Below are 14993 nucleotides of genomic sequence, written 5' to 3'. Positions count from 1 at the left end.
ATATAAATACAAAAATTACGAGTTCTTTACTAGATTAGGGTGATAGTAAGGCTCATAGAAATATGCTGAAAAAAGCAACTTTTTAACGTTAAAGCATTGACTTGCTCTGCCACTGTAAGATGATGTCAATCAAGGAGCAATACACAAAACTAAGGTAATTAATGCCAATCGTATTGAAGCGTATACTGGTACAAATTCAAACGCATATAAATAGAGCGAGCTGGGAAATTCTATTATTGGCAACGTTTTGCCATATGTTGCTAACTTGGATACTACTTTGGACGTCAAAAGAGCAGGCATTATTGCCCCTCGATACATACGTCTATTACTACGTCGTAACAACATCAACAGTTGGGTATGGTGACTTCAGTGCTTCAACAGAGCTAGGGCGATGGGTTGTCGCTTTATTTCAAATACCTTTTGGCTTGGCGCTTTTTGGCGTGTTGCTAGGTAAAGTCGGGCAAGAGATTACATTATGGGTAAAAAGGGCTATGAAAGGCGAAAAGAATTTCTCACACCTCAAAGATCACATCATTATTTTTGGTTGGCACCCCACTCACACAGAGAAGATGATTGAATTTATCCTCGCGGATAACAAACGGGTGGATAGGCGCATTGTACTGGCTGTGCAAGAAGATATGGAGCACCCTCTACTGCGTTTTGCACAGGTTGATTTTGTGCGATTAGTTAGTTTTACCGATGACGAGCAATTGAAACGCGCGGCGGTAGAGTGTGCGGATAAAGTAATTGTAGATGGCAAAGATGATGACCATACATTTACTACTGCATTGAAACTTAGCCCCATGGTAAAAGCTGGCGCGCATATCAGTGCGCATTTTACAGATGAGACGAAAGCACGGTTATTACGCTTGCATTGTTTAAACGTGGAGTGTTCTTCGGCCATGTCTGCTGAAATTTTGGTGCGTTCTATGCAAGATCCTGGCTCAAGTAGAATACAGGAAGAGTTACTTTCTACACTGCATGGCGATACCCAGTTTAGCTTGCAACTGCCTTCGTCAGTGAAAGCATGTCAGTTTGGACAGCTTTTTATGTTCTTTAAAGAGCATCATAATGCTACTTTGTTGGGCGTCGCTCATGATCGAAGTGGTCAAAACATGGACTTAAACCCCCCGTTAGATTATGGCATCAAGGCAGGGGACATTGTTCACTATATCGCACCGCAACGGGTGTTAGTAAACGAGGTAGTTTGGGAGCAGATATGAATGAGCTGATGTTACTGGTATTTGCAGTATGCTTATATATCGCGCCAATCGGTCTAGTCGCAGGCAGCAAGCGCTCTAAAGGCCACGAAAAAAATGGTTGGCTAATAGGCACGCTGTTTTTTTCTTGGATTGCGCTGCTGCTTTACATCACTATTATTCCAAAAGAAGGGCGAGTCAAAACTCGCCGCAGCAAAAAACACAGTTGATCACGGTTGTGACATTGTGATGATGTGTTGCCATTCCACATCGGTGACGGGCATGATCGATAGGCGTCCCGCTTTCTTCAAAGCCAGATCGATAATGTCATCATTGGCTTTAATCGCTTTAAGTGTCACCGGGTTGTCGAGCCGTTCAACATATTGCACCGTAACACCAATCCAGCGCGGATTGTCTGGATTGGACTTGGGATCATAGTAATCACTTGAGGCATCAAACTGGTATGGGTCAACTTCAGCTGCTTTAGTGACTTTAGCTATACCGACAACGCAAGGCACTTTGCAACTAGAGTGATAAATAAAGACGAGGTCGTCCACCTGCATATTGTCACGCATAAAATTGCGAGCTTGGTAGTTTCTTATTCCTTCCCAAAATGTACTTTGTTGCGGCGCATTTTTTAAATCGTCGAGAGAATATGCGTCCGGTTCTGTTTTGAATAACCAATAAGCCATTATCAATACTCATTTAAAAGTAGATTTAGTGTATTATTATCAGTAATTGCAGTAACTACAATGATGAGGTGGGCAATGAGTCAAGTGTTACAGGACTTACTTGATTTATTAAGTTTGGAAGAAATAGAGCAGGGTATCTATCGCGGTCAGAGTCAAGACCTTGGTTTTCCTCAAGTATTTGGTGGTCAAGTAATGGGGCAAGCGCTATCTGCGGCAAAATATACACTTCCAGAAGGACGCTACGTTAATTCATTGCATTCTTATTTCTTACGCCCTGGCGATGCGAGTAAGCCTATTGTTTATGATGTTGAAAATATCCGAGATGGCCGCAGCTTCAGCACTCGCAGAGTGAGTGCAATTCAGTACGGCAAACCAATTTTTTATATGACGGCCTCCTTCCAAGGTGATGAGCCTGGGATGTCTCATCAGAGTGAGATGCCGGTAGTGCCTGAGCCAGAAACGCTCAAATCTGCATTGCAGTTTTACCAAGATAACGCAGAGCTGATCCCTGAATCTCTTAGACCTAAGTTTACGCAGGAAATGCCATTAGATATGCGACCGGTCAATTTCCAAAACCCATTTCAGCCGCAAAAAGCACCAGCTAAACGCCATGTGTGGTTCAAAGCCAATGGAAAGATGCCAGATGAAAGACGTATTCATAATTATCTTTTGGCGTATGCATCTGACTTTGAGTTTTTGCCAACGGCATTACAGCCACATGGGCTCTCTTTTATGCAGCCAAATATGCAAGTGGCAACCATAGATCATGCTATGTGGTTCCATCGTCCATTTAGGTTAGATGATTGGATGCTTTATAGTGTGGACAGTCCAAGTGCCAGCAACGGTAGAGGCTTGGTTCGCGGGCAGTTTTTTAACCGTCAGGGTGAATTGGTTGCTTCGACCATTCAAGAAGGCGTAATGCGCCTGCGCTAGGCACTGACGCATTATTATTAAAGTGTATCGTGAATGGATTGCCAGATCCGTGCTGGCAATAAATCATTTAGATGTTGCTGCAACAAGTTCAATGGTGCTGCTGCGCTGATAGTTTGTTGTTCAGAGATAGCAATATACTCTTGCTCCTTCAAGGTGTTGATAAAGTTGCTCAGTACCTTTTTATCGAAGAACTCAGGGCTTTTAATGCCGTGTAGTGTCCCCAATCGATTAGCCAAAATTTCGCTTTCACTTTCTAACTCCGTCCGCTTTATATCTTGATGTTTTAAGATCAAACTACTGGTGATGGCGTAGCGCTCTAGCGTCAGATGACACACCTTTCCTAACATTTCTAGCTTAGTAAGTGCACTGTTGTCTTTGTTGGTGACGGCTTGCGACCCATCAAAAGTAATCAAATTGTGCTCAGCAAAACTATTGAGTATGTCTTGAATATAACTTTCGCGCATTGGCGTTAAAAACCACTCTTTCGCAAAAAGTGGGTACAGTGCTGTTAGCTTTTCTTCGCACGCTTCAAGTGTCACCTCGTAGCGATTAAAGAGCATTTGCGCGATCACGCTTGGGACTGCGAATAAATGCAAAATGTTATTACGATAGTAATTGAATAGTGTACGTTCCTGCTCTTTTATCGTAATGATGTCACCTAAACCATCTTGTAGTACTTCGAGCTTTTCAAGTTTAAGCGCATGCTCAAGCAATGCTTCTGCATCTTCACTAGGCTGTGTGACGTAATCACTGTACTTAGCTCGCTTTTGCAAAGCCATGTAAAAACGCAACTGCTCAATGAGTTTCTGTCTACTAAGGGCAAATTGTTCATTGCTGAGCAATATCGTTGCTACCAAATTGATGACATTCAACGCGGCACTGGCATTGATATTCGTCATTATTTGATCTGCGACATTGGCTACTTGACTATTGAGCCATTGTGGCTTGGAGGCGTCGTCAGCTGAAATCGACTGGCGCCAGTCCGGTTGATGCTCATTTAAGTATTGATTAAGGTGTATGGGCTGGCCAAAGTTTAAGTAGCCACGTCCGTAGTTTCTGAGGTTCTTTATCGCCTTAAATACGCCAAGTACGGACTCATTTTTCTTACTATTACCTGCGAGCTCTTTGAGGTAGGTATTTATTTCCATCACGTGCTCATAGCCGATGTAGACAGGCACGATTGAGATAGGGCGATCGATGCCGCGCAGCATTGATTGCATTGTCATGGCGAGCATGCCGGTTTTTGGTGGTAGCAGTCTACCTGTGCGGCTACGACCTCCCTCAGTATAGAATTTCACTGAGTAACCTTTAATAAACAGCTGGCTGAGGTACTCTTTGAATACCGTTGAATAAAGTTTATTACCTGCAAAAGAGCGGCGTATAAAGAATGCACCCGAGCGCCTAAAAATGCCACCCGCAGGGAAGAAGTTAAGATTAACTCCCGCCGCGATATGAGGTGGCACCAGCCCTTGATGGTAAATCACGTAGGTCAAAAGTAAGTAATCCATGTGACTGCGATGACATGGTACATAGATTATTTCATGGCCTTTGTCTGCTAAAGCGCGCACTTCATCAGCATTTTTGACTTCAATACCATTGTAAAGTTTATTCCATAACCAAGTTAAAATGCGGTCGGCTACTCTGACCATGGCATCTGAATAATTGGCGGCAATTTCATCTAGTAACTCTTGGGCATTGAGTCGTGCTTCGTGGTGGTTCAAACCTTTTGCTTTGGCTTCCTCTGCGATGGCTTTCTTGATGCTTGGTGCGGCTAAGATAGAATTAAACAATGCTTCCCGAGAAGGCAACTTTGGCCCCGTGGCAGCAAGCTGTTGGCGACGAAAGTGCACACGGGCTACACGCAATAATTTTTGAGGTAGTTCTTCAACGTCGGCTTTGTCATTCATTAATTGCTCCACAGCAATTGGAGCCGAGAAACGCACTAAATTATCGCGTCCAGAAAATAAGAGTACAAAACTTTTTCTAAGCCAGCTCGGAGTGAGTGAGTGGCCTAACAAGGTAGCGAGACCAGGTTTTTCTTTACCGGGATCTCTGCCCCAAAAAACCGAAACAGGAAGGATCTGTGCTTTGATAGTTGGATTTGCTTTCAATGCGTGAAAGATTTCTTTGCTCAGCTGTAAAGCATTGCTGGTTTTAGCGGTTTTAGAAAACAATGGCGTTGGGTTTTGCATTGCAATAAAACGAGGCACTTCAGTACTGCCGATTTTTTGCTTTTGCATGGGGCTTGGTAGGCCAAGCTGTTTGCACATACGGTCCAACGCTGCGAGATCTGCATGAGAATTTAATCGAGTCACATAAAAAGTAGGCAGGCTAGGGTCGAGATCAAACTGTGAAACGGGGTCTTCCGGTAACAGTTTACTTTTAACCAGGAGCCAATTTGTCCACCGAGCGAGCACATTGAAGCTTTGTGATAATAAGCGCATACGCAGTACCAAGTATTAATTTTTGCAATAGAATATCAGGGATTAACTGGACTGACCATTGTCCAGAGGGTTCTTGCAGAACCTTGGTAATACGCTGAGGCCCCGCGTTTATGTCATTTGTGTTGGTGTTTCATCTTAAACTCTGTCGATAAGTATAGTACGAGGATGAACACGCTGATAAATATGACGCTAAAATGTGCAGATAATTTATTTTGTCTGCGGTGTTTTTACCTTTGCTGGTTGGACAGTGGCGATGCGACAAAATTATTGCATTTAGTTGTTGCATTTATCACCAGTATCCTTATAATGTGCAAACTTTCTCGGCTTCTGGCCGCTGAAAGTTAAATGAAAAGTCTGGATTTCAGACTATTAAACAGGAACTCCGATTTGGAGTTCAATGGTAGAAATAAAAGAACAACCGACTTCTTAAGTATTTTAAGATAGTTTCGGAGGTTTTTTTATGCTCTTTTTAAATGCTCTTTTAATTGAGGTTTAAGAATGTCTAATCAACGCATTCGTATTCGCCTAAAAGCTTTTGACCACCGTTTGATTGACCAATCAACGGCGGAAATCGTGGAAACTGCGAAGCGCACTGGTGCTCAGGTACGTGGTCCAATTCCACTACCTACGCGTTTTGAGCGTTTCACTGTATTGATCTCTCCGCACGTAAACAAAGACGCGCGTGATCAATATGAAATCCGCACCCACAAACGTCTGATCGACATCGTAGAACCAACTGACAAGACTGTAGACGCTCTAATGCGCCTAGACCTTGCTGCTGGTGTTGATGTTCAAATCAGCCTGGGTTAATCGAAAGATTAGAGAGGTTTTAGGAAAATGGCATTAGGTCTAGTCGGTCGTAAAGTGGGTATGACACGTATCTTCACTGAAGATGGTGTATCTATCCCTGTGACAGTTATCGAAGCGACGCCTAACCGTGTTACTCAGATTAAATCTGACGCAACAGACGGTTATAACGCGCTTCAAGTTACTGCAGGCGAGAAAAAAGCAAGCCGTGTAAACAAACCAGCAGCGGGTCACTTCGCTAAAGCTGGCGTTGAAGCGGGTCGTGGCCTGTGGGAATTCCGTCTTAACGGCGGAGAAGGTGAGTTTGAAGTAGGTTCAGAACTAACTGTTGAACTTTTCACTGAAGTGAAAAAAGTAGACGTTACTGGTACTTCAAAAGGTAAAGGTTTCCAAGGTGGTGTTAAGCGCTGGAACTTCAGCATGCAAGACGCTACACACGGTAACTCTCTATCTCACCGTGCTCCTGGTTCAATCGGTCAAAACCAGTCTCCTGGTAAAGTTTTCAAAGGTAAGAAAATGGCCGGTCAAATGGGTAATGTTCGTTCTACGACACAGAACCTTGAACTAGTTCGTGTTGACGCTGAACGTAACCTGCTTTTAGTTAAAGGTGCAGTACCTGGCGCTATCGGCGGCGACGTTGTCGTTAAACCTGCTGTTAAAGCATAAGTCCTGGAGATTTAGTGATGGAATTAGCAATTAAAGGCGCTGGTGCGCTTGAAGTTTCCGAAGCTACTTTTGGACGTGAGTTTAACGAAGCATTAGTACACCAAGTAGTTGTTGCTTACGCAGCAGGTGCTCGTCAAGGTACTAAAGCTCAGAAGACGCGTTCTGAAGTACGTGGTGGTGGTAAGAAACCATTCCGCCAAAAAGGTACTGGCCGTGCACGTGCTGGTACAATCCGCAGCCCAATCTGGCGCAGCGGTGGTGTGAGCTTTGCAGCTAAGCCGCAAGATCACAGCCAAAAAGTTAACCGTAAGATGTATCGCGGTGCGATCAAGAGCATCTTATCTGAACTAGTTCGTCAAGAGCGTCTTATTGTTGTTGAAAACTTCGGTTTAGAAGCACCTAAGACTAAAGAACTAGTAGCTAAGCTTAAAGAGCTTGAGCTAAAAGACGTATTAATCGTGACTGAAGAAGTAGATGAGAATCTATTCCTTTCATCTCGTAACCTGTACAAGGTTGATACTCGTGACGTAGCTGGCATCGATCCAGTAAGCCTAATCGCTTTCGATAAGGTTCTAATTACTGCTGGTGCTGTGAAGCAACTTGAGGAGTCATTAGCATGATCAGTGAAGAACGTCTTTTAAAAGTAATTCTTGCTCCACACATCTCTGAGAAAAGCACAGTCTCTGCTGAAGCGAACAACACTATTGTGTTCAAAGTAGCAAAAGATGCAAACAAAGCTGAAGTTAAAGCAGCTGTTGAAAAGCTTTTTGAAGTAGAAGTAACTGGTGTTCGCACTCTAAATGTTAAGGGTAAAACAAAGCGTACAGGCATGCGTTTCGGCCGTCGTTCAGACTGGAAGAAAGCCTACGTTACTCTTAAAGAAGGCAGCGAGCTAGACTTTGTCGGCGGCGCCGAGTAATAAGGGGAGTTAGAATTATGGCACTTCAAAAGTGTAAACCAACTTCTGCGGGTCGTCGTCACGTCGTTAAAGTGGTTAACCCTGATCTACACAAGGGTAAGCCATACGCTCCGCTACTAGAGAAGAACTCTAAATCAGGTGGTCGTAACAACAACGGTCGTATCACGGTTCGTCATATCGGTGGTGGTCACAAGCATCACTATCGTATAATTGACTTTAAACGCACTAAAGACGGCATTCCAGCTGTAGTTGAGCGTCTAGAGTACGATCCAAACCGTAGCGCAAACATCGCTCTTGTATTATATGCAGACGGTGAACGTCGTTACATCATCGCACCTAAAGGTGTTAAAGCAGGTGATGCAATCCAGTCTGGTGTTGATGCACCAATCAAAGCTGGTAACACATTACCAATGCGTAACATCCCAGTAGGTACTACAGTACACAATGTTGAGCTTAAGCCTGGTAAAGGTGCTCAGATTGCACGTTCTGCTGGTGCATATGTACAGATCCTAGCGCGTGAAGGCCAGTACGTGACTCTACGTCTACGTTCAGGTGAAATGCGTAAAGTTGAAGCGGATTGCCGCGCAACTATCGGTGAAGTAGGTAACGCTGAACACATGCTACGTTCACTAGGTAAAGCTGGTGCTAATCGTTGGCGTGGTATCCGTCCTACAGTTCGTGGTGTTGCCATGAACCCGATTGACCACCCACACGGTGGTGGTGAAGGTCGTACATCTGGTGGTCGTCACCCTGTGTCTCCATGGGGTAAGCCTACTAAAGGTGCTAAGACACGTAAGAACAAGCGTACTGATAAATTTATCGTACGTCGTCGTACTAAGTAATAGTTGAGGAATTGCCATGCCACGTTCTCTCAAGAAGGGTCCATTCATTGACCTACACTTGCTGAAGAAGGTAGAGAAGGCGTTGGAAAGCGGTGACAAGAAGCCTATAAAGACTTGGAGCCGTCGTTCAATGATCATCCCTAACATGATCGGATTGACCATCGCTGTCCATAATGGTCGTCAGCACGTACCTGTATTCGTTACAGACGAAATGATCGGTCACAAACTAGGTGAATTTGCACCTACACGTACTTACCGCGGTCACGCTGCGGATAAGAAAGCTAAGAAGCGTTAATCGGAGGGTATGATGGAAGCATTAGCTAAACACAAATTCGCCTCTGGTTCGGCGCAAAAAGCACGTCTAGTTGCTGATCAGATCCGCGGACTTCCGGTTGATCGCGCGCTAGAAATCCTAGCGTATAGCCCAAAGAAAGCGGCTGTATTGGTTAAAAAAGTACTTGAGTCTGCTATCGCTAACGCGGAGCACAACGAAGGTGCTGACATTGATGAGCTTAAAGTGGCTAAAGTTTTTGTAGACGAAGGTCCTACAATGAAACGTATTATGCCACGTGCTAAAGGACGCGCAGACCGCATCCTTAAGCGTTCAAGCCACATCACTGTTGTGGTTTCAGATAGCTAGGAGATATAAGTAATGGGACAAAAAGTTCATCCTACTGGTATTCGCCTAGGTATCTCAAAGCCTTGGGTATCTACTTGGTACGCGAATACAAAAGATTTCTCTGAGCAGCTTTTTGGCGATCACAAAGTGCGTCAATACCTTACTAAGGAATTGAAAAACGCCTCTGTGTCTAAAATCGTTATTGAGCGTCCAGCTAAATCTATCCGTGTAACAATTCACACAGCTCGTCCTGGTGTTGTTATCGGTAAAAAAGGTGAAGACGTTGAAAAGCTTCGCCAAGCTGTAACTAAGCTTGCTGGTGTACCTGCACAAATTAACATTGCAGAAGTACGTAAGCCTGAGCTAGATGCAAAATTGGTTGCTGACGGTATCTCTTCACAGCTAGAGCGTCGTGTTATGTTCCGTCGTGCTATGAAGCGCGCAGTTCAAAATGCAATGCGTCTAGGTGCTAAAGGTATCAAAGTTGAAGTTAGCGGTCGTCTAGGCGGCGCTGAAATCGCACGTTCTGAGTGGTACCGTGAAGGTCGTGTACCTCTACACACTCTTCGTGCTGATATCGATTACGCAACTTCAGAAGCTTTGACTACTTACGGCATCATCGGTGTTAAAGTTTGGATCTTCAAAGGCGAAGTTATCGGTGGTCTTCCACTGAAACAAGAGCAAGAGAAGCCAGCTAAACGTGCACCGAAGAAAGCTAAAAAAAGTGCTAAGTAAGAGGTAGCGACTAATGTTACAGCCAAAACGTACAAAATTCCGCAAGGTACACAAAGGCCGCAACCGTGGTCTTGCTACTAGCGGTAACAAAGTTAGCTTCGGTTCTTTCGGCTTGAAAGCGACTGGCCGTGGCCGTATGACTGCTCGTCAAATCGAAGCAGCTCGTCGTGCTATGACACGTCACGTAAAGCGTCAAGGTAAAATCTGGATCCGTGTATTCCCAGATAAGCCAATTACAGAGAAACCGCTTGAAGTTCGTATGGGTAAAGGTAAAGGCTCTGTTGAGTACTGGGTTGCTGAAATCCAGCCTGGCAAAGTACTTTATGAAATGGAAGGTGTTCCTGAAGAGCTTGCTCGTGAAGCATTCGACCTAGCTGCTCGTAAATTACCTTTCAAAACAACATTTGTAACTCGGACGGTAATGTAATGAAAGCTAGCGAATTGAAAGACAAAAGCGTAGAAGAGCTTAAAGCTGAACTTCTAGAGCTTCTTCGTGAGCAGTTCAACCTGCGCATGCAAGCGAGCACTGGTCAGCTAGCTCAGACTCACGAGCTGAGAAAAGTACGTCGCAGTATTGCGCGTGTTAAAACGGTTATCAACCAGAAGGCAGGTGCATAATGAGCGATCAGATCCGTACTCTTCAAGGTCGTGTAGTTAGCGACAAAATGGATAAGTCAATCGTTGTTGCTATCGAGCGTCAGGTTAAACACCCGATCTACGGTAAATTCATCAAGCGTACAACTAAGTTGCACGCACATGATGAAAACAACACAGCACTAGCAGGTGACGTCGTGACTATTCGCGAATGTGCGCCAATCTCTAAGAAAAAATCTTGGATGCTAGTTGACGTGATTGAACGTCCTAAGAAAGCTTAATTTTTAATTAAGTTTACTTATAAAAACCCCTGCTTCGGCTGGGGTTTTTGTTTTTTAAGCTTCAAGAACAACCATCGTTCGCTAGGTATTAAAGTCAATTTATCTCTTTTCCTTCCGACTCTCGCCGATAACTCTCAATAAAATTACAGTTTGAAATCCCATTAATTTTAATTTATTTAAATTATTTTATATGGCTATGCAGCCTAGGTAATCTCTCGCTTTTACGCTTTTTTGTTAGTAAAAATTTAATTAAAGTGAATTTATTTTTGAATGAAAAGTGTGCTTGTGCAGGTCTTGGTTTTTAGTTAACACAGCGGAAGCAAATAGCAATATGTGATTGATATTGCTGTGCCTTCCATTCAAATCATATAGTTAAAGGAACTAGTTATGCTAAAAACAATTGGATTTGCATCCTTCATCGCAGCCATTGCACCTGCCGTGCAAGCCGTTACGTTAATCGAAAATGTATCTATTACAGATCAAAAGGTAACAATCCCAATAAATGGCTATCATGACCCTATTGTCATTGCATCGGTACCGACTTTTAAAGATAAAGCGCCAGGTGTGGTCTCTATATCAAATGTCACGCCGTCGAGTTTTGATGTGCAGTTTAAAGAATGGCCTTATTTAGATGGTATTCATGGCGAAGAACACGTGTCATTTTTGGTGGTTGAAAAAGGACGGCATCAATTAGAGGACGGTAGCATTTGGGAAGCGGGAGAATTTACACTCGCCAGTGATACGTCGCATCAGTTTTTTACAGAAAGTTTTGCGCACGCGCCTTATGTTTTTTTGAATGCGCAAACACAAAGCGGTCCTGATGCGTTTTCTTTACGTGCGTCGAGCACCTCTCAGCAAACATTTGGTGTCAGTCGCAATGGACAAGAGTTAGGGAGCACATTGGTCGATGAGTCTATCGCTTATCTAGCCGTTTACAAGGATGTTAATAGTGGAATGACAAATGATGGTGTGTCGTATCATTTAACGCAAGAAGCCATTAATGAGGTCGGTTTTCAGACATTACAAGGCAAGCTATTTGTCGAAGAAGAGCAATCAAAAGATGAGGAAACCAGTCACTTATTGGAGATCGCAAGCATTCTCTCAATTAAAAATAAACTTTTTGCTCAGGATAATACTCACTATGGTAAAGATCCGGTTGCATTGCGTTTAGAGACGTCGAGTACCTTCACTGTGGTGCCCGGGGAGACCTCAGGTCAATTTGGTAATATCGCTTTAATCGGCACAAATGGACTGACCGAAACTTCTTATACCGCAAGTGATAGTTATTCTCTAGATAGTGCTCCTGGTGCATTTGATGGCTTTAATTCAAGTACCAAAATTAATGACATTGCTAGCAGTCAAATTAAGCGTGGTATTTGGTTAACTACACTAGATCAAGGGCATTGGCTGCAGGTAGCATTCAATACACCAGCTTACATTACCTCATTCAGGGTAACGCTGTATCCTGGTGCATCCAACCCAGGTATGGGCGTTAAGGATGTCACTTTGCAGGTGTCTAATGATAATGTGAATTTCATCGATCATGAATCCTTTGCTTTGACTAAGAGCCTAGATCAAACCATTGAGCTGACTGAGCCTGCCGTTGGTCAATATGTGAGGCTTAAAATCGATACTACTCAAGGGCATGCATATCGTGCCATTGGTGAATTAGAGTATTATGGGGGGTTTGTTACATCGGGAGTGAGTGAGCCAACCCCTCCGCCGGTAAACCCAGACCCCACTGTTGGCGTGACATGTGAATCAATTAAGCAACATAATCCTAATGCGAGTTCAGGTATGTATGAGATTGACCCCGATGGCGCCGGCGGTGTTTATCCGTTTTATGCACATTGTGAGATGACGCTTAACGGCGGAGGCTGGACGCTCGTTGCACATCATAAAGATGGACTCGACCGTTTGACCGTTAACCTGCCGCAAACGCCAGAACGTCTGGGAGTGTTAGCTAACTCACAGTGGCATGCTACACGTTCAAACATGACAACAGGCATGATGTTTGTTGATGAATATGGCAAAGTTGCCTTACTCAATAAAGATAAGTTAGCCCACGCAAACTGTGTTGCACTTGATGAGTCAGTTAATTTGACTCAACCGCCAGTACCGTATGATATTGGTGTGATATGGCAGCATGAAGGTGCAGGTTGCAGTGCATCTGGGTTAGATTATTCGTTTGTCAGTTTGAGTATAAAATCGACCAGCCGGGGTGATGGATATACCCGAATTGGCGCTGCGTTATATCAACATAGCGTCAAATTTGATCAGTGGCCTTATAGCAACGGCGCGTATAGTGGAGCAGAGCAAGATACGCTGCATTATTACGTAAAATAGTCACAGCGCGGTAATTGAGCTGAGAAGTCGGCAAGATTGGCGTAAAGCCTCGGTTTATTATCGGGGCTTTACTTTTTGTTACTTTGTAAGTCGCAGGGTCACCAACCTCCTTTAGAATATTTTCACGAACCGTTTATTTTCGAAGCTGTAAAGAACGTATGATTAGCTGGGCTCAATATGAAACAAGAGCCCAATTACGCTAATTTTAAATCGATTGTTTAAAATCATATCTTCCAGGTGATAGCACCCCATTTGGGTCTAAAGCACTTTTTACTGAATTAAGGAAGTCCAGATAGTCGTCATCAGGTGTGGGCAGTAGAGTTTGAGATTGATTACCTAGCCGATACGGGTAATACCCCGCAAGATAGAGCTTTTCGAGTAAGGCGTCATGGCATGCTTTGGCATTTTGGTCTTCACCGGGAAGGTCCCTGTCAAATGATATTGATATGATGATATCTATTTGTCTTGCTGAAACGCATTGCAACGTCATGGCGGGCTCGTAGCCATACTCAGTCATAACCTCTTTAACAATCTGTATTGCCGCTTCAACTTCACCACCTTCAAAGGGAATAATAGGGCCCATCCAATAGGTGCCGCAGCCGTCTCTGTCTGGATCGATTTTATCTGCATTCGGGAGCTCCATTTTTTTGCGTATGTAGGTACTACCTAATGTTTGTGTGATTGGGAGAGGGTGGCCAAGGTACATGGACTTTCTAAAATAAGTTTCTAAGGGGTTGATAAAAGACTTCTTTGAAAATTTACCAACAATTTTAAGGGCCCTTTCTGCAAGGGAAACATAAGGCTCTCTGAAAAATGTTAGATTGGTGACTAAACCGCTGAGTGCTTGTTTTACAATTTTAATTTCGGCTTTTGCCTGAGCTCGAGTATGGCAAAATAAGGCACCATCGCCATACCATTTGGCAACGACGGGCAGGCTGCGTTTCAGTGCTGTTGCGATTTCTTGTTCGGTGAGGCTTCGTCCACCATCGGTTAAGTCCCAAGGGTATTTACCTGTATAGCCCAAGATACGGTGGCCGTTAAAAAGTGTTGTAGAGGACCGTAAAATATCTCTCTGCTTCAACTCTCTCAGCTTATCGATTATTTGGGGCAGCTTAGATTCATCTTTTACGCAATAAATAAAGGTTGTGAATGCTTCAGGAATGGGGGTGAGCCAAAAAGTCATTGCCGTAACTACGCCCATATTAGACTGTGTAAATAATCCATCTAGAAATGGACCTGGGCCTAGCTTCGTGATGGTCTTGCCTTTGGCATTTTCGAAACGCCCTAGGCCGGTGTGAATGCATTTACCATCAGGTAACACCACTTCTAAATTACAAATATTGTCAATGCGGTTACTAGCCAACCCTTTGCCAATTCCCCGCTCCACGGCATTGCCTATCAAACTCGAACTGGGAGCCGCGCCTGTCCCTGCGATAGAGAATGCGGAATTTTGTGCTACAAGAAATTGATGCACTTGTTCGAATGTAACACCGGGCTCAACGGTTAGCGTGCCATGTTTTTCGTCAAAGTCGATGATACGCGTCATGGACGATAGATCAATGACCACGGACCCGCTTTGCGTAGGTACTTTAGACCCATAACCGTAATTTTTTCCTGCGCTGATGGGGTACACTGCAACACGCTCTGCATTGGCAGTTTGTAAAACTTGCTGCAGCTGTTGTCTCGTTTTTACTTTGAGCACGCCTCCTACCTTGATATTGGTTTCAAAAGTGGCTGTTTCATACGATGACAACCGCTCTCCTTCACAGCAGATATTGTCAGCACCCAGTATTTCACCCCATTGCTGCCACGCATTTTCGATACTCATTCTTTGTCCCTGAATAGTTGTTATACACTATCAGTGTACCTTAAATGTATATTTTAAATACAGGGGTTATGTATTCGTTATTAGGCCC

18 protein-coding genes are annotated in these 14993 nt (G+C 43.9%); 15 read left to right on the top strand and 3 right to left on the bottom strand.

Annotated features, from left to right (window positions below; all coding sequences use genetic code 11):
- Positions 1-161 precede the first annotated feature (161 nt).
- Entirely contained in the window at positions 162-1223 is a 1062-nt protein-coding gene (locus N482_RS08740) for a potassium channel family protein (RefSeq protein ID WP_063376670.1), read from the top strand.
- Positions 1220-1429, top strand: a complete 210-nt coding sequence (locus tag N482_RS08735; protein ID WP_063376669.1) for a hypothetical protein — start codon at positions 1220-1222, stop codon at positions 1427-1429. Before N482_RS08740 ends, N482_RS08735 begins: the two co-directional genes overlap by 4 nt.
- Here N482_RS08735 and N482_RS08730 read toward each other — a convergent pair whose 3' ends face one another.
- A complete protein-coding gene (locus N482_RS08730) occupies positions 1430-1891 on the bottom strand; it encodes an EVE domain-containing protein (protein ID WP_063376668.1) in 462 nt (153 codons plus the stop codon).
- A 75-nt stretch (positions 1892-1966) separates the two neighbouring features.
- Here N482_RS08730 and tesB point away from each other — a divergent pair, with 75 nt between their 5' ends.
- Entirely contained in the window at positions 1967-2824 is an 858-nt protein-coding gene (gene tesB / locus N482_RS08725; RefSeq protein ID WP_063376667.1) for an acyl-CoA thioesterase II, read from the top strand.
- 17 nt (positions 2825-2841) lie between these two features.
- Here tesB and plsB read toward each other — a convergent pair whose 3' ends face one another.
- Positions 2842-5268, bottom strand: coding sequence for a glycerol-3-phosphate 1-O-acyltransferase PlsB (plsB, locus tag N482_RS08720; protein WP_063376666.1), 2427 nt, complete (start codon positions 5266-5268; stop codon positions 2842-2844).
- A gap of 498 nt (positions 5269-5766) precedes the next feature.
- Between plsB and rpsJ the strand changes: the two genes are divergently transcribed.
- From rpsJ to N482_RS08660, 12 genes are all read left to right on the top strand, one after another.
- Positions 5767-6078 carry a 30S ribosomal protein S10 gene (rpsJ, locus tag N482_RS08715; protein ID WP_005495349.1) on the top strand — a complete coding sequence of 104 codons (312 nt, stop codon included), beginning with the start codon at positions 5767-5769 and terminating at the stop codon, positions 6076-6078.
- A 27-nt stretch (positions 6079-6105) separates the two neighbouring features.
- Positions 6106-6741 carry a 50S ribosomal protein L3 gene (gene rplC, locus N482_RS08710; RefSeq protein ID WP_063376665.1) on the top strand — a complete coding sequence of 212 codons (636 nt, stop codon included), beginning with the start codon at positions 6106-6108 and terminating at the stop codon, positions 6739-6741.
- Positions 6742-6758: 17 nt separating this feature from the next.
- Complete coding sequence (gene rplD, locus N482_RS08705; RefSeq protein WP_039607537.1) at positions 6759-7361, top strand: 50S ribosomal protein L4; 603 nt, start codon at positions 6759-6761, stop codon at positions 7359-7361.
- Positions 7358-7660 (top strand): 50S ribosomal protein L23, encoded by a 303-nt coding sequence (gene rplW, locus N482_RS08700; RefSeq protein ID WP_063376664.1) that lies wholly within the window; start codon positions 7358-7360, stop codon positions 7658-7660. The genes rplD and rplW overlap by 4 nt, the downstream gene beginning before the upstream one ends.
- 17 nt (positions 7661-7677) lie before the next feature.
- A complete protein-coding gene (gene rplB, locus N482_RS08695) occupies positions 7678-8502 on the top strand; it encodes a 50S ribosomal protein L2 (protein WP_063376663.1) in 825 nt (274 codons plus the stop codon).
- A gap of 16 nt (positions 8503-8518) precedes the next feature.
- A complete protein-coding gene (gene rpsS / locus N482_RS08690; RefSeq protein ID WP_010367084.1) occupies positions 8519-8797 on the top strand; it encodes a 30S ribosomal protein S19 in 279 nt (92 codons plus the stop codon).
- Between the two features lie 12 nt (positions 8798-8809).
- Positions 8810-9142 carry a 50S ribosomal protein L22 gene (rplV, locus tag N482_RS08685; protein ID WP_010386167.1) on the top strand — a complete coding sequence of 111 codons (333 nt, stop codon included), beginning with the start codon at positions 8810-8812 and terminating at the stop codon, positions 9140-9142.
- Positions 9143-9154: 12 nt separating this feature from the next.
- Positions 9155-9856, top strand: a complete 702-nt coding sequence (gene rpsC, locus N482_RS08680) for a 30S ribosomal protein S3 (protein ID WP_063376662.1) — start codon at positions 9155-9157, stop codon at positions 9854-9856.
- Between the two features lie 13 nt (positions 9857-9869).
- On the top strand, positions 9870-10283 hold the full coding sequence (rplP, locus tag N482_RS08675; protein WP_046358407.1) for a 50S ribosomal protein L16: 414 nt from the start codon (positions 9870-9872) through the stop codon (positions 10281-10283).
- Entirely contained in the window at positions 10283-10474 is a 192-nt protein-coding gene (rpmC, locus tag N482_RS08670; RefSeq protein WP_046358406.1) for a 50S ribosomal protein L29, read from the top strand. The genes rplP and rpmC overlap by 1 nt, the downstream gene beginning before the upstream one ends.
- Complete coding sequence (gene rpsQ / locus N482_RS08665; RefSeq protein WP_063376661.1) at positions 10474-10731, top strand: 30S ribosomal protein S17; 258 nt, start codon at positions 10474-10476, stop codon at positions 10729-10731. The genes rpmC and rpsQ overlap by 1 nt, the downstream gene beginning before the upstream one ends.
- A gap of 387 nt (positions 10732-11118) precedes the next feature.
- On the top strand, positions 11119-13077 hold the full coding sequence (locus N482_RS08660; protein WP_063376660.1) for a discoidin domain-containing protein: 1959 nt from the start codon (positions 11119-11121) through the stop codon (positions 13075-13077).
- A gap of 205 nt (positions 13078-13282) precedes the next feature.
- On the opposite strand, the gene N482_RS08655 is transcribed toward N482_RS08660, so the two are convergent.
- Entirely contained in the window at positions 13283-14905 is a 1623-nt protein-coding gene (locus N482_RS08655; RefSeq protein ID WP_063376659.1) for an FAD-binding oxidoreductase, read from the bottom strand.
- Between the last annotated feature and the right edge of the window lie 88 nt (positions 14906-14993).

Origin of the sequence: Pseudoalteromonas luteoviolacea NCIMB 1942 (assembly GCF_001625595.1) — a bacterium.
In the GTDB taxonomy this organism is placed as follows: domain Bacteria; phylum Pseudomonadota; class Gammaproteobacteria; order Enterobacterales; family Alteromonadaceae; genus Pseudoalteromonas; species Pseudoalteromonas luteoviolacea_A.
This window is presented reverse-complemented; position numbering and strand designations above follow the sequence as displayed.